This window comes from uncultured Algoriphagus sp., assembly GCF_963974365.1.
GTDB lineage: Bacteria > Bacteroidota > Bacteroidia > Cytophagales > Cyclobacteriaceae > Algoriphagus.
In genome coordinates, this window is sequence record NZ_CAXBBX010000001.1 from 384,328 (window position 1) to 403,758 (window position 19,431).

Sequence of the window (19,431 nt, forward strand, 5' to 3'; positions counted from 1 at the left end):
GATTAAAATTCTGTTTTGATGCTAAAGCCAAAGCTTCTGGTAGATGGATAGGACATATCTTCAACACCATAAGTGATGTTTCTGCCTTGCAAGGCATTTAATTCTGGATCGAAATGAGGATTTTCTGTGAAGAGTAAAAGGTTGGATCCTACAAATCCGATTCGTGCGTTTTGGAAGCCAATTTGATTCACCCACTGAAATGGCAAATCATAATAAATACTCAGCTGCCTTAATTTTAAGTATGAAGCATCATATAAAGCACTTGCCTCATTTCCTCTGTCGTAGAAGTTGTTGTAGAAAGTGCTGGCGGGTACCGAAGTGGTGTTGGTGACATACTGAGGATTTTCAGCAGTTCCTACATTCATAAGTCCTTCACCGACCACACCATTTTCTCGTCCGTTCAAGGTCTCTTTCAGCACACCGGAAGTACTTCCCAAAGCTTTTGTTCTCGAAACTACTGTTCCGCCTTGTCTCCAGTCAAATACAAAACTCAGTTCTACACCTTTATATCTAAACTGATTGCTCAATCCCATGAAAAAATCAGGATTATAGTTTCCCAATAATCTCAACTGCCCATCTTGGATAGGTAAACCATTTGCACCATAAATGATTTGACCTTCAAATTCCTTAAATCCAGAGCCATACATGTCTCCAATTCTTCCGCCTTTTTTCGCGATGTAAAAAACAGAATTGGAACCACCCGAACCTGCAAAAACGCTAGCTTCACCAGTTACGTATTGATCTACTCCCTCAGGAAGTTGGGTTACTTTGGAGATATATTTTGTAAAATTCAATCCTATGTTCCAGCTAAAATTTCCTTTTTGAATCATCAGAGATTTCAGACTTGCTTCCAATCCTCTTGTTTGAACTTCACCACCGTTCTCGATGATATTGCTAAATCCTGAAGAAGTAGAAATCGGTCTTCCGATGATCTGGTCAATGCTAGTGTTTTGATAAACTGAAACATCTGCAAGTACTCTGTCTTTCCATAATCCAATCTCAAATCCGGCTTCCAATGAGGTAAGCCTTTCGGGTTTGAGGTCCGGGTTATTCAATACCGTTCCATTGGTCACGCGGGTAAATGATCCATAGTTTTGGTTAAACTGAAAACTGTTGTTCAGCTGATATGGATCAGTGTCATTCCCCACGCTGGCGACGTTGAATCGAAGAATTGCGCTGGATATTGTTTCTGAGAGTTTGAGACTATTTGAGAAAGCATAACTGAAACCAGCTGAATAGTATGCAAAGGAATTATTGCCTTCTGGTAAGGTGCTGCTCCAGTCATTTCTCAGCGTCAAATCCAAAAATAGGGAGGAGTTCAAACTGATATTTCCAAAAGCATAAACTGAATTGATTCGCTTTTCGAAGATCTGGCTGCTTCCTCGTAACGGCACTCTGGAGTTTTCAAGTGTATAGATTCCTGGGAGGGCCAGTTGATAAGCTTCTGTGTAGGAGTAATTTATTTTTTGGTCCAAACGATTTGCGCCAGCTGAAACAGAGTAGGAAACTCTTGAATTCACTGCGTCAGCATAGGTCAAAAGGATGTCAGTATTCCGCTCGGAGAATTTCACCTGATCTTCTCTATATCCTCCATAGACTCTTCTATTGGTACTAAATGCGCGCTTAAACTTCCTAAGATCGCCGTAAGTATCCATCCCAGATCGTACTCTCAAACTCAACTTGTCTGTAAAATCATAAGTCAGTGCGAGATTCCCCAAAACCCTATTTTTGTTGAAACTATTAGTGTTTTCAAAGAGCGTCAGGTAAGGATTGGTCAGCCAGAGGTAATTGAAATCATAATGCTGGATGCCTTTTTGACCAGCTTGCCAATAGTCCCTAAGGGAGGCTATGTTGGTTTGTCTTCCAGTCCAGTTGAAACCATATTGTACGTTTTCATAACCGTATCCCAGATTTGGGCGGTTATTACTTCTTGAGTTCACATAGTTTGCAAAGAGGTCAACCCGTAGTTTGTCAACCAACTGCTGATTCAGACTGATCGCAAGACCATCCCGCTTCAAATCTGTATTGGGAAGAATACCTTCATTTCTCAGATTGCTGTAGGAAAGTCTAGCTCCACCTTTTTCATTTCCCGCATTGATGGAAATGTTGTTTTGAGAAGTGACGCCTGTTCGGTAGAAATCACGCACATTATCTGGGTTTGAAACCCAAGGAGTAGGGGTGATCTCAGTGAAAGTTCCGTTTGGAAAAGTTCTGCTAATCACGTCTCCACCACGTACTGGATTGCCATTGATATCCACAGAAGGAGAGTCAAACTGGGCAATCAATTCTCCCTGGTCCAATTTGGGACCATAGCTGGAAATCCCGCCATCATTCACACCCGCACCGATTCCATTTTGGAAACTGTATTTTCCATTTGATCCCCCGCCATAAACATTTTGATAATCAGGAAGCGTAAGCAATCCATCAAAAGTCAATAAGCTACTGGTAGATACTCCAATCCCCGGTTTCATTGTTCCTTTTTTAGTAGTGATAAGCACCACCCCATTTGCTGCTCTAGCTCCATAAAGTGCTGCTGAACCGGGTCCTTTCAAAATGGTCACAGACTCAATGTCATCTGGATTGAGATCTGCAGCGCCATTTCCAAAATCAACTTCCTGAATATTCGCTCCATCGTTGAACAAGGCTGATGTGATTTGCTCATTGCTGATAGGAACGCCATCGACTACAACCAAAGCTTGGTTATTTCCAGAGATTGAATTCTCTCCACGGATCACAATTCTAGATGAAGAGCCAACACCAGAGGATCCATTTGTGACTTGAACACCTGCGATTTGACCCGAAAGGGCATTGATTAAATTAGTCTGAGGCACGTCGCTTAATTCTCTGCTGCCAATTGTGGTGACGGCAGAAGAAAGGGATTGCTTTTCACGACTGATTCCCAAAGCAGTAACTACAAATTCACTCAGGTCTTCTGTGGAATCTTCGAGGATGATCTTGCTGTTGAACTGACCATTGATGATCTCGACAGTTGTGGTTTGAAAGCCTACAAAACTAATTCTCAGGCTTAGATTTTTGGCCTCAGAACTGATCCTGAACTTGCCATCTACATCAGAGATAGCTACGTTTTTGGTTCCGAGTTCTGCGATAGTTGCACCGGGAATTGCCAATCCATTTTGATCTTGGATGGTTCCTTGGTAGACATTGTTCTGCCCGTAAGAGAGAAAGCAGACAAAGAGTAATAGTGTGGTATAGATGAATTTCATTTAATGATTGTTCAAAATAAATCCGCTCGACAAGCATTTATCCGATGAAAAACATCGGTGTGCTGTCGATAAAAGAAAAGTAAAAGCAGAAAGTAGAGCTAGGTGATTAGCTGAGAAAAGCGGGCGGTGCCCTCAGTGGGTTGTCTTTTGAGATGAAAACCTCTTTGAAAAATGTCTTTTTAGCTTGTGAATAAGCTAAAATAGATCTGATAAGCTGAAGTATAAATTGAGTGAAATCTGTGGATTCCGAATATTCTTTGAACCTAGCAAGCGAATCAAAATCATCGATATCAATCAGGTATTCTAATTGGGAAACATGGTCATTTTTAGCGCAAGACCAAGATTTCAGGGCATGATGTAAGCTGTCACTATTCCAAGGTAGATCGGCAAATGAATTCTTGTCAAAGCCTTTTCGTGAAAGTGCAATCAAATAATTGCCTCCATCTTCTGCAGGTCCTAGAATAGTTTCAGAATTTAGGAATTCTTCCTTCGCTCGTAAAATGTGCGAAGAATCCAATCCTGGGATATCATTTCCTATTGAAATTACTTGATCAAATCCTTCTTTGAAAAGCGAATCAAATGCTTTTGCATAGCGCTCACCAAACGTCTTTCCCTCTTGCTCATGATCGAAAATCCAGAAAGTAGGCAATCCGGACTGAGCTGCAATTTCTTCGGTGTTCTCCTGGAGTCTTGCAAAAAGTTCCAGTGATTTTCTGAAATGAGCTTTTCCAAATACAGCTTTTTTTCCTGCCTGAATTTTCGGACAGATGGCATAAACCATCAGGGCTGTTTTGGATGAGTGTTGCATCTGTTCTTAATTAACTATTACTCTTTGAAGACTAATATCTGCTAAAATGGTTTTGATGGTTTTCTAACTTATTCGACAAAGCTTGCAATCAATTTCTGATGGAATTCAGGTACTACTTGATAACAGTATTTGATAGGATATCCCTCTCCCTTATCACAAATAAGGTATTGCTTGAAAGTATCTTTTTCGTTTCCCTTAATGGTGTCATCAATGTGAATTTCTAGTCTGGCATTCAAAGGTTCGGAAATGATGTCTTCTGGACTGATCATATAATGACTCGCCAAAACATCGAAAGGATTGAATCCATCTGCACCCTGACTAATCCACTGCGCTAACCATGGACGGGAATTTTCAGCGAGCCACTGAGATCCTTTATCTGCTTTAGCCAGTGCATTTAAGTCCTGTTCCTTTACCCAAACTAGATTTGAGATTTCAAAAGGACAAAGCGTAACCGGAACCTTATTTTCAAACATGATTCGAAATGCATCATTGTCCAAATCAAAATTCAGATCCTTTGCCTGATTCCCTTGGTTTCCTATAGAGAAGTAGTCTGTGTGCTTTCTTCTACCAGCTACCAGCACAACTTCCTCGATTTGGGAGCTAAGTTCTGGATAAAGCAAAAGTAAAAGTCCCACATTTGTTGCAGGACCTACAGCCATAATCCTCATTTTTTGCTTTCTGAGTGCAACTGCCAAAGCTTCTACCGCTTCGTTCGTTTCAATTTTGCTTAGGTTAATAGCTTCTCCAGCGCCTTTATATACCGGGATTTTGCTTGAAGCAAATTCCTCATTCATGTAATTACTAATTCGATAGGCATCATCGATTCGTGTATTTCCAAAAACAGCGCTGATCCCTACGATTTCTACTTTGTCGGATTTCATCAGTTGCAAGACAGCATATCCATCGTCCACATCAGAGAACCCCGGTCGGGAATACCTTTTCATTCCCACTGCCAAATCAGTATCTATCCAGATAGGTCGTTTGACAGCTTCCTCAACTTCAGTAGCACTCGTTGTTGCAGAGACTGATTCAAGTGGAGTTTTTTCTCTTGTCTCAGTCATCTTAGTCAATGAACTGAGGATCAGAAATATAAAAAGGAGGGAATAACTGAAGGTTAATCGCATGATGTGTAATTCAAGGTGGGGTCAGGTATAAAAGCTGTGAAACAAATATTCTATGAGCTTATTTATCCTGATTTACGAGTTTAGAAATACTTTGGATTAGTAAGTGAAATTAAAATTGCTTTCTGTCTTTGAGATGACATTTAGAACTGGGTGAGAAAAGCTTTTACGAAGCTACTCATAGAACTTGATGCATCAATGGTGTTTTAATTTAAATGATTTCTGTAGCGAAGAATGTAAAGAATCTAGTGAGTTTTAAGATTTTCTTTAAATAATAGTTGTAAATCTTTTATCTCCGCTATTTTTATAAGTATGCTATAATTTACTCTACTAAAGCTACTTTTTTAATGGCAAAGATTGTTTTCGGGTGTTTCCTTTCATTTGTTTTTTCTATCAATTTTGCGAATGCCCAATATTCTCGATTGCTTCATAAATCACACTGGGAGCAGACAGAAGCTTTAAGTGATCTTTACGATGATATCATAGAGGCAAAAGTAGCCAGGCCAATCTTTGAGGATACACTGGCAGGAATGAAAAAGCTTGCTATTCTGGAAAAGGATGAGGTTCTGCAGATGGAAGCGGACTTTTTGGAGCTGAGCTATGAGCTATTGGTGGAATATCGAAATGCGGACCGCATGATTGCTTTTCAAAAGGAACAGGAGAAAAATGGCAATATCTACTTCGCCTGTAGGGCTGCCGAAGCTATTTCCAAATCCTATTGGTATGCCAAAGACTATGAAAAGACGCTTTTCTGGCACCTTCATTTGGATGAATTGATGAAGGAAGTGTCCATTGACGAGTTTCCCGAGAAAGCGATTTTTCTTACAGGAATAGGAAGTGATTACCGTTATTTTGGAGATTATAAGAAAGCAATTTCCTATTTCAAGCGTGTCACTGATTTCCCGGTAAAGGATATTTATATTAATGCATGGCGACATTCCATGAATAATATGGGGTATAGCTACAGGCAGCTCGGTCAGTTGGATAGCTCCGATATTGCATTCAATAGATTATTGGTTCATGCTGCGGAAACTTCCGAACAATGGGTTGGAATAGCTTCGGGAAATATTGGCTATAATCATTACCTGAAAGGGGAGTTTGATGAGGCCATACCTTTTTTGATGAGCGATGTAGAGATTGCTGAAACCTACAAAGATTTTGGTTTGGCTGCCCAATCCTGCATTCCTCTAGCTGACATTTATATACAAAAAGACCAACTTAAATTGGCTAAGGAGTTTATAGACAAGTCTACTGACTATATAGAACTAACTGGCCAGACAGATAGATTTCGACACTTATACCCCGTGATGAGCAAATGGGAAACGGCGATGAGTAACGCTCAAAAAGCTCAGGAATATCTGGATTCTTCGCTTGTTTTCAATAAAAGATACAATGAGAAATTCAGTGCTCTCCAATTGATGCGAGCAGATCAAACTATCAAAGCGAGTCAAAAGGAGCAGGCAATACAGAAATTAAGTGATGAAGCTAGAAGAAACAGGATCGTAAGAAATTCTATCATTGGAGGTTTGCTGCTGGTGGTGATAGCTGGCTTAATCATCAATCATTCTCAGCAACAAAAGAACCAGGTGCAGAGGAATCTGAATGAAATGAAGCTGAAGCAGGCCCAACAGGATTTGGATAATGCCAAAAATCTCCTGAAAAGCTATACCAATAAGATTCATAGCAATTCCAAAATAATTAGCTCGATAGAAGACTCGGAGCCTTCTGATGAGCAAACGGAAATTCTTTTAAATCTGAAAGCAAGTACGATCCTAACCGAAGAGGATTGGGGAAATTTCCAGATTCAATTCAATAAAATTTTCCCTGGCTTGATTGAAAATTTGCAATCCTTAAGTTTCAACATTTCTCCTGCAGAAATGAGATACCTGCTTTTGCTCAAATTAAAATTGCAGAACATTGAGATAGCTCATGCCTTGGGCATTTCACCTTCTTCACTTAGAGTGACCTGGCATAGGTTGCGCAAGAAGCTGGAATTGGACAAAGATTTTCAACCAAGTCAAATTCATAATGAGCTCTTTTCAGAGCTGTAAGACCACTTTTTGGACGATGTAACGCTTTTGTAACGCTTTACAACCCCCTTTTTAGCAGCCTCAAGCTATGTTTGACATAGATTTTTCACTATGAGGCAAATTTCGAAACGTACCATTTTCTTTTGGGGAGCAATTTTTTTATTGCTGTCTGCCGTGGCTTTGGTCTTTCGTTTTTATGAGCTGAAAGAGGAGAAAATTCAAGAAGAAATACAAACACTTGAATCGCAACATAGATAAAGATCATGAAATCGAGGATGTCGGAGGAGACATACAGAGGGATGATTATTCACGCTGCGAGATTTCATGTGACCACTAAAAAACAATCTAAACACATGAAACAATTCAATTTTTTTCTAGCTGCTTTTTTACTGATTCTGTCAAATTCCTTCCTGACAATCGCTCAGGATTATCAGCCATCTCATTCCAATAAATCAGTTTCGGAGGTTGAATTATCTGGGCAAAAGGAAAAGATTTTAGAAACTGATAATTACGCGATCGGTTCTAAGCTTTCCTATATCATTAATCAGGGGCAGTGGGATGGGGAAGTGCTTTTCATGGCAAATGGTGCGGGATTCCGACTTTGGGTAACTCAGAAGTCATTGGTGTATGAATTTATGGCTTCCAGTGCAAGTGATAGTACGATGTTAGGACATGTAGTCAAAATGAATTTTGACCTAGCCCAAGCAGGTTACATTTCTGCAGGTAAGGAAAGCTCAGGTGTAGTAAATTTTTTTAATGGCAGCGATCGTAGTAAATGGATTGAAAAGGTGCCCCAGTTTGGAGAAATCACGCTCTCAGAGTTGTACGACGGTATTTCCCTGCGATTGTATGGGGAAAATGGTATGCCTAGATATGACCTCATCGTGGAGCCTGGAGCAGATTTATCACAGATTAAATTCTCGCTGGACGGAGCGGAAAATGTTTTGCTAAATCAAGCAGGAGATTTGAGTTATTTGACTTCACTCGGAGAAATAAGGCAAACGGATTTATTCACCTATCAGGTGGTAGATGGGGTGAAGCAGGAAGTTGCTTCTGCTTTTTCCGTCAAGGAAAATGGTCAGGTGGGCTTTGAAATAGGAAGTTATGATAACCAATTGCCGCTGATTATTGATCCGTTGATTTACAGTACGTTCATCGGGACTCCTTCAACAACGATTCCGGGTGCTTCAAGTGGAGTTTTGAAAGTGGAAGATGGTTTCGTTTACTTATCAGGTATTACTTCCTCTACTACTTATCCTACCACAGCGGGGGCTTATCGTACCGATTTGTCGGAAGGCAGCTCTGCTCTTTATGTTACCAAGTTGAATAAAACTGGTACTGATTTAATCTACTCCACTTTTTTGGGAGAAGGGGCGGTTTTTATGTTGGGGGATATGGCCGTGGAAAATGGGTTTGTTTACTTATCCGGTACAGCGTATGATGAATTCCCAACCACTGCCAATGCCTATCAGGAGAGTTTTTCAGATGGAGGTAAAATTTTTCTATTCAATGATCCAGAAACTGACGAGCCATTTGAGGATTTTGATCCACCTATTTTAAGTGATTTAAGTAACCCCACAGATGCATTTGTGACCAAGTTGGCACTGGATGGAGGAAGTTTAGTGTATAGTACCTATTTGGGGGGTGCAGGCGTAGATTATGGCAATGCGATCACAGTTGAAAATGGGGTTGTTTTTGTGACAGGTGGATCAGGACCGCAGAAGGAAACACAAGTTCCATTTCCAACTACTGCCAATGTTTATCAGCGTGAAAATGGTTTTGGGTTTTTAAGGTCGGGCAGTGAAGTTGAGGATTACTTTTTCAACCTAACCGCCCAATATTTTACTGATGTTTTTGTCAGTAAGTTGTCGCAGGATGGTTCCCAACTTCTGTACAGCACATTGATCGGTAACGAAGGAGCAGAAATGGCGTATGACCTAACTGTCAAAGATGGAAGTCCCATTTTATCAGGTACTTCAAATTTAAATTTCCCCACTACTCCGGATGCTTTTATGCCAGATTCCCGGGGAGGAAATGATCTTTTTCTACTCCGAATGAATGAATCTGCTACCGAATTGGAGTATAGCACCCTCATAGGGACTTCAGGTGAGGAGATGCTGACTAAAATGGAACGGGATGAAGATGATTTATACTTGTTGGGCACAACAGATCTAGCTGCAGATTTTCCCAATACGCCCGGATCTTACCAAGATTCCAAAGCCGACTTCAGAGTGCCTTATTTGATGAAATTTTCTAATCTGGGCGAAAATTTGGTCTTCAGCACCTTTGTGGGATCCTTGGTGAATGGGGCAGATGAGTTTACAGATCTAAAGGTAGAAAATAGAATTCCTTATTTGGCAGGGCAAACTACCCATCCTGGCTTTTTTACCACACCCGGAGCCTACCAAGAGACCTATATTGAGGGAGCACTTTCCCAAGCATTTGTGATGCAGGTCAATCCTACGGGGGAAAATTTAACTTATAGCACACTGTTTGGTGGAGGCGCTACTTATGCCAATTCGGTTGGAGTAGAAAACGGTATCATTTATTTAAAAGGGTATTCGCTTACGTTGGGTTTTCCTGTTACAGATGGGGCATACAACGAAGCCTTGGATGTTCCTGTGGGTACCTTTGCGATATTGGACTATGTTACTGCCTTTGATTTTGGTATTGGGCAACATGAACTTGGCGCTCCTTCCTTAATTTCTCCGGCCAATCTAGCGTCTAAAATCCCTATTAGGCCTTCTTTCAGTTGGGAGCCAGCGAGCAATGCTACTAGTTCTGCCACTCCAGATTACCATGATTTTCAAGTTTCGACTACGGAAGATTTCTCTTCAGAGGTAATTCCGAGAATAGCTTCTGCTGAAGGGACACTTAATTTGAACGTTGATCTGGGTTTTGGTACTAAATATTATTGGAGAGTCCGGGGAGTAAGTGCCCTAAGTACAAGCGAATGGTCTGAGACATTTTCATTTGTTACCGCTCCTTCCAAAGTTGGAGACGGTACCGAAGCAAACCCATGGGAGATTGCAACTCCAGAGCAGTTGCATGCAGTGAGAAGTTACCTGTCAGACCATTTCAAAGTCGTCGCAGATATTGACTTGTCGGAAGTTACCCGGGAAGGGGGAAAGTATTGGAACGACGGAGTAGGTTGGTCGCCTATAGGAGATGGAAGTGCTCCGTTTACTGGCAGTATCTCTGGCGGAGGATTCGCTTTGGATGGAGCATATATCAATAATTCAACAGCTAATAATGTCGGGATTTTTGGAGTGATTAAAAATGGTTCTGTCAACAGACTTGCAATCCTGAATCCTGAGATTAGCGGAGGAACTGTCGTTGGAGCTTTGGCGGGATTAGTGGTTGGAGGAACAATTCAGGAGTGCTACGCTTTTGAAGGATCTATGTCTGGAGACTTTTTCGTAGGTGGTTTGATTGGGGTTTTGCAGAACTCGGCTTCCCTTCTGGAGAATTCCTACAGCTACCTTGAAGTGAGACAGAAAATTGACCCGATCCCATCTGGAGGCGGTTTGGTAGGAAACACTCAAGCAGGCATTATCAGAAATGTTTACTCTTTATCAACAGTTGCTGGAGAACCTGTAAACAATGGGGCGGTTTTAGGTACAGGAAGCCCAGCTGTTGTTCAATCGTATTTCAACTCAGAGCTAGCTGGTCCGGATAATGAAAAGGGTATAGGGCTTACTTCTGCTGCCATGAGAGAGCAATCTTCCTTTGAAAACTGGGATTTTGCGGACGTCTGGAAGATTGAAGAGGATCGCTCTTTCCCTGTATTGATCCATAACGAACAAATTCCTGCGCCAGGTCTTTTGGATGGAATGCCTGATCTCAACAACATACTCTATGTGGATCAGTCGGTAGTCGGTGGCCTAGAGAATGGAAATTCTTGGGAGAATGCTTTCCTCAATCTTCAATCGGCGTTGAATTATGCAGCCATTTTTTGGGAGGGAAAAGAAGAAGTGTTGAAAATTTATGTGGCGAAGGGAGCCTATTTCCCGACTGATGATTCGGATGCTTCTATTACTTTTCAGTTGATCAATAATGTCTCCGTCTATGGAGGGTTTCCCTCTGGAGGAGGGAATTTCGAAGCTCGGGATTGGGAGGCGAATCAGACTATTCTTAGTGGTGATATTATCAATAGGACCACTATAATTAGTGATAATGCTTATACTATTCCAACTGGAAATTCTCTCCACGTAGTGACTGGGTCAGGCACAGATCAAACAGCTAGTTTGGATGGTTTCTTTATCACTGCTGGCTATGCGATTGGAGATGGAAGCTTGAGCGATGGAGCTGGGATGCTCAATGAAAACGGAAGTCCAAGTCTATCTAATCTGATTTTCATCGGCAACCGATCCAGCAGATATGGTGGAGGGATGGCAAATTTGGAAAACAGTTCGCCGGCGCTTACCAATGTAATATTCGAGTCCAATGTAGCCACTAACGCTGGTGGAGCAGTTTACAACAATTTGAGCAGTCCGGATTTTACTCAGGTAAGGTTTATCAAAAATCTGTCTTCCATCAATGGGGGTGGAATGTACAATCAAAGTTCCAGTGCACCGCGAATGACAAACGTGGATTTTATAGGCAATGAAGCAAGAGGAGGAGTGGGTACAGGCATCGTTGGTGGTGGAGCCCTTTACAATTCTTCGGATGGCGTCATGATTTTGACGAATGTAAGATTCAGTGGAAACAAAGCAACCAACAGCAACGGCAGAGGGGGAGCTATCCTAAACAATGGAGCAAGTCCGATTTTGACCAATGTCTCCATCAGCGGAAATGCTGCTTATTCTGGAGGAGGTGTCTATAATACTTCGCTGGCTTCGCAACCAAAAATCAGGAACTCGATCATTTGGAACAACAAAACAAATGCAGGTGTAGAAACGGCAACTTCGAGTTTGTATGATTTCAATAACTCAAGTTCTGAAGTGAGCTATAGCTTGATTCAGGGGGTAAACCCAGCGGGAGAAGGCAATCTAGATGGGACGGATGCTGCAAATGATCCCTTGTTCATAGAGGCAATTACGGATTTTAATACGCTGACCTCGGTTACTGGAGACTTCAGAGTGGAAACCAATTCTCCAATTAAGAATAAAGGGAGTAATCAATATTTTGATGCCAGTCAATCGCCGGATTTAAGTGAGGTGACTACCGATCTGGATCTTGGAAAAAGAATTATAGGCAACGTGGACTTGGGCGCTTATGAGTTTCAAGAAGAGCTGATTGAATTGACAATCACAGTTGCCTCAGGTCAATCCAAAACGTTTGGCGAGGCTGATCCTGATTTCTTATATGAATCAAGCTTACCAGAAGTTTTACTAACTGGAAATCTCGATAGAGTTCCCGGTGAAGCTCCTGGTGCCTATCAAGTTACACAGGGAAGTCTTAGAGCTCCGGATGCTTATCAAGTGGTTTTTGTGGGTGCAGAGTTTGAGATATCAAAAATGGTTTTGATAGGAATTGAATTGAATGACCAGAGTTTTGCATTTGATGGCTCAGAGAAATCTTTGACAGTTGGAGGTTTATTGCCAGAGGGAGCTATTATTGATTTTATTAACAACTCTCGGACAATTGTGGGAATTCAGGAAGTGACTGCTACGATCAGTGGTGATAGCTTCATTACCTTAGTGTTGAAAGCGAATCTTGAAATTTCTCCTGGAGAAATCGAAGGTATCACTTTGGACAATAAGAGTTTTCCATTCGATGGTTCTCCAAAATCACTGGAATTAACAGGCGCTCTTCCTGAAGGCACCTCTGTTGAATTCACTAATAACTCAAGAACAGAAGAAGGAACGCAAGAAGTCACTGCTACCATCACTGGAAGTAATTATATCACCAAGGTTTTAAGGGCAGATTTGACAATTTCAGAATCGAGAGCCCTGGAAGTTACAGTAGAAAAAGAGAATCCTTCTGCATACGGAGCGATGGATGGAGCAATCACATTACTTATTGAAGGAGGTGTGCAGCCTTATACTGTTACATGGATTCAACCTGTCGGACCTGGACCAGTTTTAACTGGCCTTGGTGCAGGGCTCTATGAATATTTGGTGGTGGATATACAGGGATTGGAATTCAGATCTTCAGTAGAGTTAATCCATCCTAAATCCACAACTATGCAAAGTGAATTTATTGCGGACCCTTCTACCAATTCATGCGAACTTCCTTTTACAGTCAATTTTACAGACCGTTCTAGTCTGCCTGAATGGTGGAAATGGGACTTTGGTGATGGTACAATACTAGGATCCGGTGATGATCCTTATCTAAAAAATCCAACCCACACCTACACTGATTTTGGGGATTATACTGTCAAATTAGCGATCCAAGACACTAATAGTGGTGAATGGTTTATCAGTAGTAAAATCATACGAGTTCTAGGGGTTGCGGCGGAATTTAATTCTGATATTGATCATGGCTGCGGGCCTCTTTCTGTGCAGTTTACCGATCAGTCCAAGGGTGCAGTTAGTTGGCTTTGGGATTTTGGTGATGGAAATACATCCTCCGACCAAAACCCTGCGCATACCTATGACCTTCCAGGGAGATATTCGGTCAAATTAACAACTACCTCCGAAAATGGTTGCATTGATACGGAGATTAAGTCAGACTTTATTCAAGTAATTGGGCCAAAAGTTGATTTCTTGAGCAATGTGACAGCTGGTTGCGGACCTCTTACTGTTGCATTTACCGATAACACATACAGTGGCTCACCAATTGTAAGCTATTTATGGAATTTTGGTGACGGGACTTCTTCAAGGTCTGCAAACCCTTCTCACACCTATACTCAGGTAGGTAGCTATACTGTTTCTTTACAAGTTTCTGTTCTTGATGGTTGTTCCAATACACTCATAAAAAGTGAATTGGTTAGAGTGGGAGGTCCTAAAATCTCCATAGCTAAAACTGATGTGTCTTGTAATGAAGGTGCTGATGGAACTGCAACTGTTTCAATAGAGGAAGGAACTGGGCCGTTTACTTATGAATGGACTCCTTATGGTGGTTCCGAAGCAAGTGCTACTGGACTCAGCGCAGGAAATTATGAAGTACAGGTTACCGATGGAAATGGATGTGTTTCTATTGAAAATGTTACTATTGACCAACCTGATCCATCAGAAGTGACAACGGTTTCGGCTTCAGCAGTTACGTTCTCTAGTGCGATTCTTGGTGGTTCGATAATTAGTTATGGAGTCGATTGTGAATCGGAAATAGGTGTGGTTTATTCTATGGATAAATTGCCGGAATTGACAGATTCGAAGGTCCTGATGTCGGTGAATTCCGGAGCATTCAGTGCAGAAATCACGGGCTTGAGTATTAATACTACGTATTACGTCAGAGCTTTTTTTACTAATGTAAATGGTGAAGCGACTTATGGTAACGAGATAGAATTCACTACTGCGAAGAAGGAACTTGTAATTACACCGGATGAAAATCAGAGTAAAAGTTTTGGCGACGCCGATCCGGAGTTCACCTATTCTGCAACAGGATTTGCCGGGGACGATGAGGCAGAAGATGTAATGGAAGGTTCTCTTTCTAGAGCCACTGGAGAATCGGTTGGAACTTATGAAATCGAACCTGGATCGCTGAACGCTGGAGCCAATTACACGATATCTTTTGGATCAGGAACTCTGTTTACTATAACTCCAGCCAAAATTGAAGAGATAACATTCTCGGAAGCCAGCTTCACTTACGACGGCACAGAACAAAGCCTTGAGATCACAGGCGACTTGCCAGACGGAACCTCGGTAGAATACACCAACAACGGCAGAACAGGTGCCGGAACCCATGAAGTAACAGCGACGATCACAGGATCGAACTTCACCACGCTAGAACTGAAAGCAGACCTGACGATCACTCCGGCGACGGTGACAGTAAGGGTAGATTCTGGTCAAAGCAAAGTCTTTGGCGAAGCTGATCCGGAATTGACTTACACGAATTCCACGTTGGTGGAAGGGAATACAATTGAAGGTTCTCTTTCTAGAGCCGCAGGAGAATCGGTTGGAACTTATGAAATCGAACTTGGATCGCTGACTGCAGGAGCCAATTACACGATATCTTTTGCATCAGAAACTCTGTTTACTATAACTCCAGCCGAAGTTGAGGAGATCACATTCTCGGCAGCCAGCTTCACCTACGACGGCACAGAACAAAGCCTTGAGATCACAGGCGACTTGCCAGACGGAACATCGGTGGAATACACCAACAACGGCAGAACAGGTGCTGGAACCCAGGAAGTAACGGCGACCATCACAGGATCGAACTTCACGACGCTAGAACTGAAAGCAGATCTGACGATCACTCCGGCGACGGTGACAGTAAGGGTAGATTCTGGTCAAAGCAAAGTCTTTGGCGAAGCTGATCCGGAATTGACTTACACGAATTCCACGTTGGTGGAAGGGAATACAATTGAAGGTTCTCTTTCTAGAGCCGCAGGAGAATCGGTTGGAACTTATGAAATCGAACTTGGATCGCTGACTGCAGGAGCCAATTACACGATATCTTTTGCATCAGAAACTCTGTTTACTATAACTCCAGCCGAAGTTGAGGAGATCACATTCTCGGCAGCCAGCTTCACTTACGATGGCACAGAACAAAGCATTGAGATCACAGGCGATCTGCCAGACGGAACCTCGGTGGAATACACGGGCAATGGCCGAACCAATGCCGGAACGCAGGAAGTAACGGCGACGATCACAGGATCGAACTTCACGACGCTGGAACTGAAAGCAGAACTGACGATCACTCCGGCGACGGTGACAGTAACGGTAGATTCTGGTCAAAGCAAGGTCTTTGGCGGAGCTGATCCGGAATTGACTTACACGAATTCCACATTGGTGGAAGGGAATACAATTGAAGGTTCTCTTTCTAGAGCCGCAGGAGAATCGGTTGGAACCTATGAAGTCGAACTTGGATCACTCAACGCTGGAGCCAATTACACGATCTCTTTTGCGTCAGGAACTCTGTTTACTATAACTCCAGCCGAAGTTGAGGAAATCACATTCTCGGCAGCCAGCTTCACTTACGACGGCACAGAACAAAGCATTGAGATCACAGGCGATCTGCCAGACGGAACCTCGGTGGAATACACGGGCAATGGCCGAACCAATGCCGGAACGCAGGAAGTAACAGCGACGATCACAGGATCGAACTTCACGACACTAGAACTGAAAGCAGACCTGACGATCACTCCGGCGACGGTGACAGTAACAGCAGATTCTGGTCAAAGCAAAGTCTTTGGCGAAGCTGATCCGGAATTGACTTACACGAATTCCACGTTGGTAGAAGGGAATACAATTGAAGGTTCTCTTTCAAGAGCCACTGGAGAATCGGTTGGAACCTATGAAATCGAACTTGGATCGCTGACTGCGGGAGATAACTACACGATCAACTATATCGGAGCTGATTTTGAGATCACGAAAGCGACGCTAAATATCACAGCAGATGCAGGTCAGACGAAGATCTATGGAGAAGCGGATCCTACCTTCACATATTCAGCTATCGGATTCCAAAACGAAGATGATGAGTTTACCTTGACAGGAGGGTTGAGTAGAGTTATGGGTGAAAATGTAGGTGATTATGCCATAAACCTAGGTACAATGAATGCCGGTGGAAACTATTTGATCAACTTTACTTCAGCGGAATTTGTGATTACACCTCGAACACTCAATGTAATGGCAAGTCCAAATCAGGCTAAAGTTTATGGCTTTTCTGATCCCGAACTTGCGTACACAGCCAGTAATTTTGGTGCCGGAGATACTGCAGCAACACTGACAGGTGTTCTTTCCAGAAATTCCGGCGAAAACGTTGGACTGTATCCAATCAATTTAGGGAGTTTAAGTGCAGGACTAAACTACACCATCGACTTTACTTCTGCTGAATTTGAAATTGCCACCAAAGTATTGAACGTAACTGCTGAAGCGGGCCAGAGTAAGGTGTTTGGGACTTCAGATCCTGACTTTACGTACAGGGTGAATGGTTTTGAAAATAGAGATAATAATTCGATACTCACTGGGACACTAGCGAGAGCCGCAGGTGAAAATGTAGGAAGCTTTGCAATCAACCTGGGTACATTGAGTGCTGGTGCAAACTATGCCATCAATTACCTTGGTGCTGACTTTATGATCACTAAGGCAAAGATCTCAGGTATTATCTTCGAAGATCAAACGTTCACTTACGATGGTACTTCCAAGTCACTTGCGATCTCAGGAACGCTTCCTACAGGAACTAGTGTGGCGTACAGCAACAACGGCAGAACGGATGTTGGCACACAGGAAGTTATGGCTACGATCAGTGGATCGAACTATACTACATTGGTATTGACTGCAGACCTGACTGTAATTCCTGCAGCAATCGGAGGAGGTATTACCTTTGAAGATCAAACCTTCACTTACGATGGTACTTCCAAATCACTTGCGATCTCCGGAACGCTTCCGTTAGGAACTAGTGTGGCGTACAGCAACAACGGCAGACCCGATGTTGGCACACAGGAAGTTACGGCTACGATCAGTGGATCGAACTATACTACATTGGTATTGACAGCAGACCTGACTGTGATTCCTGCAGCAATCGGAGGTATTACCTTTGAAGATCAAACCTTCATTTACGATGGTACTTCCAAGTCTCTTGCGATCTCCGGAACGCTTCCGTCAGGGGCAAGTGTAGCGTACAGCAACAACAGCAGAACTGAAGTTGGTACACAGGAAGTCACTGCGATGATCAGTGGAGCGAACTTCACCGAAGTAACCTTAATTGCTGATCTGACTATCAATCCGGCCACTTTGATGGTGATGGCGGACGAAGGACAAGGCAAAGAGTTCGGAATGGAAGATCCAGCATTGACTTATCAGGTTTCAGGACTTCAAGGTGCTGATATCGAATCAATCGTGACCGGAACCTTGTCCAGAGCATCCGGCGAGGAAGTTGGTAGCTATGCGATCATCATTGGGACTTTAGATGCAGGAGCCAATTACACGATTGACTTTATCGGAGCTGACTTTGTAATTACAGAGGAGCCAAATGTCGATAGCGACGGCGATGGAGTTCCTGACAAAGTGGAAGAAGAGCAAGGTACAGACCCTCATGACCCGACGGATTACCCGGATGCCGATAATGACGGAGTCCCGGACTATGTGGAAGAGCAACATGGTACCGATCCGACTAACCCTTCAGACTACCTCGACACTGACGAAGATGGAGTGCCTGACTACGTGGAAACTCAACAAGGAACCGATCCAACAGACGTCTCGGACTTCGAAGATGAAGATGACGACGGAATCCCGGATTATGTCCATCAAAGATCCATTTCTGAGTTTGTAGGTGAAAGCATCGAAGTACGTTGGCGTACGGAAGCTGAGGAACTGAAAGTTCCTACCCAAGTGGTGGCAATGACTCAAATGGGAGCCTTCATCAACGTGCCGGTGATCTGGGATCTGGAAGGTTATGATCCGCTGATGTCAGGTGTTACCCAGTACTTGGGCAGCATTGAACTTCCTGCCGGACTGTTCAATCCACAGGGATTACAGCCTAAACTGGAAATCACGGTACTGGCCAAGCCGGCACCGCAGGATGTGACGCTGAGTGCAAACAGTTTCATCGGTATCCCGGACCAGTACTTCCAGGAAATCGGGGCCTTCACAGTGATCGATCCTACGGATAATATCCATACGCTAAGTCTACCAGAAGGAACACAAGACAATAACTACTTCGAAGTACTTGACGGCATTCTATTCTGGAGCACAGCAGAGCAGGCTGGAGGCAGAACGGAATTCACAATCCTACTTAGCGTGTCAGACCGGGCCGGTAATGTACTGGAGAAGAGCTTCCAGATCACACGTCAGCGCACGCCGCTGGAACAGCTGGGTGTACCGAACACCTTCACACCGAATGCTGATGGAGTGAACGATACCTGGGGAGTTTTGGCACTGAGATACTATACAGGAGTGAAAATCTCGGTGATGGATCTTGGTGGAGACAGAGTCTTCTACACCGAAAACCCGGATGTGCAGTGGGACGGAACGTTCAACGGCAAGGAGATGCCGGTAGGTTCTTACCTGTTTGTGATCGAAGTACGGGAAACAGGCGAGATAAGAAGAGGTATGTTGAATCTGTTGAGGCAGTAAGTTAGACTCAAGACTTTAGATTCAAGACTTTAGACTTTAGACATAAGACTTTAGAATCAAGAGCCAAGAGCCAAGAGCCAAGAGACTAGACTTAAGACTTTAGAATCAAGAGCCAAGAGACTGGAT

General features: G+C 43.0%; 5 protein-coding genes. 2 read left to right on the forward strand and 3 right to left on the reverse strand.

Translation table 11 applies throughout. The features are described from left to right. Positions 1 to 2: 2 nt before the first annotated feature. The 3 genes from AACZ87_RS01630 to AACZ87_RS01640 all read right to left on the reverse strand — a co-directional run bounded on the left by AACZ87_RS01630 (position 3) and on the right by AACZ87_RS01640 (position 5,093). Complete coding sequence (locus AACZ87_RS01630) at positions 3 to 3,224, reverse strand: SusC/RagA family TonB-linked outer membrane protein (protein WP_339864206.1); 3,222 nt, start codon at positions 3,222 to 3,224, stop codon at positions 3 to 5. Positions 3,225 to 3,330: 106 nt separating this feature from the next. Further along, entirely contained in the window at positions 3,331 to 4,032 is a 702-nt protein-coding gene (locus AACZ87_RS01635; RefSeq protein WP_339864208.1) for a DUF2064 domain-containing protein, read from the reverse strand. 68 nt (positions 4,033 to 4,100) lie between these two features. After that, the gene (locus AACZ87_RS01640; RefSeq protein ID WP_339864210.1) at positions 4,101 to 5,093 is read right to left on the reverse strand and encodes a nucleoside hydrolase; all 993 of its coding nucleotides are present in this window, start codon (positions 5,091 to 5,093) and stop codon (positions 4,101 to 4,103) included. 407 nt (positions 5,094 to 5,500) lie between these two features. On the opposite strand from AACZ87_RS01640, the gene AACZ87_RS01645 reads away from it, so the two are divergent. Next, positions 5,501 to 7,204, forward strand: a complete 1,704-nt coding sequence (locus tag AACZ87_RS01645) for a tetratricopeptide repeat protein (protein WP_339864212.1) — start codon at positions 5,501 to 5,503, stop codon at positions 7,202 to 7,204. 332 nt (positions 7,205 to 7,536) lie between these two features. Beyond that, complete coding sequence (locus AACZ87_RS01650) at positions 7,537 to 19,305, forward strand: MBG domain-containing protein (RefSeq protein ID WP_339864214.1); 11,769 nt, start codon at positions 7,537 to 7,539, stop codon at positions 19,303 to 19,305. The last annotated feature ends 126 nt before the right edge of the window (positions 19,306 to 19,431 follow it).

Excerpts from the sequence above, each read along its gene's own strand:
- AACZ87_RS01630 (WP_339864206.1), bottom strand. The coding sequence starts at position 3,224 with ATGAAATTCATCTATACCACACTATTACTCTTTGTCTGCTTTCTCTCT.
- AACZ87_RS01635 (WP_339864208.1), bottom strand. The coding sequence starts at position 4,032 with ATGCAACACTCATCCAAAACAGCCCTGATGGTTTATGCCATCTGTCCG.
- AACZ87_RS01640 (WP_339864210.1), bottom strand. The coding sequence starts at position 5,093 with ATGACTGAGACAAGAGAAAAAACTCCACTTGAATCAGTCTCTGCAACA.
- AACZ87_RS01645 (WP_339864212.1), top strand. The coding sequence starts at position 5,501 with ATGGCAAAGATTGTTTTCGGGTGTTTCCTTTCATTTGTTTTTTCTATC.
- AACZ87_RS01650 (WP_339864214.1), top strand. The coding sequence starts at position 7,537 with ATGAAACAATTCAATTTTTTTCTAGCTGCTTTTTTACTGATTCTGTCA.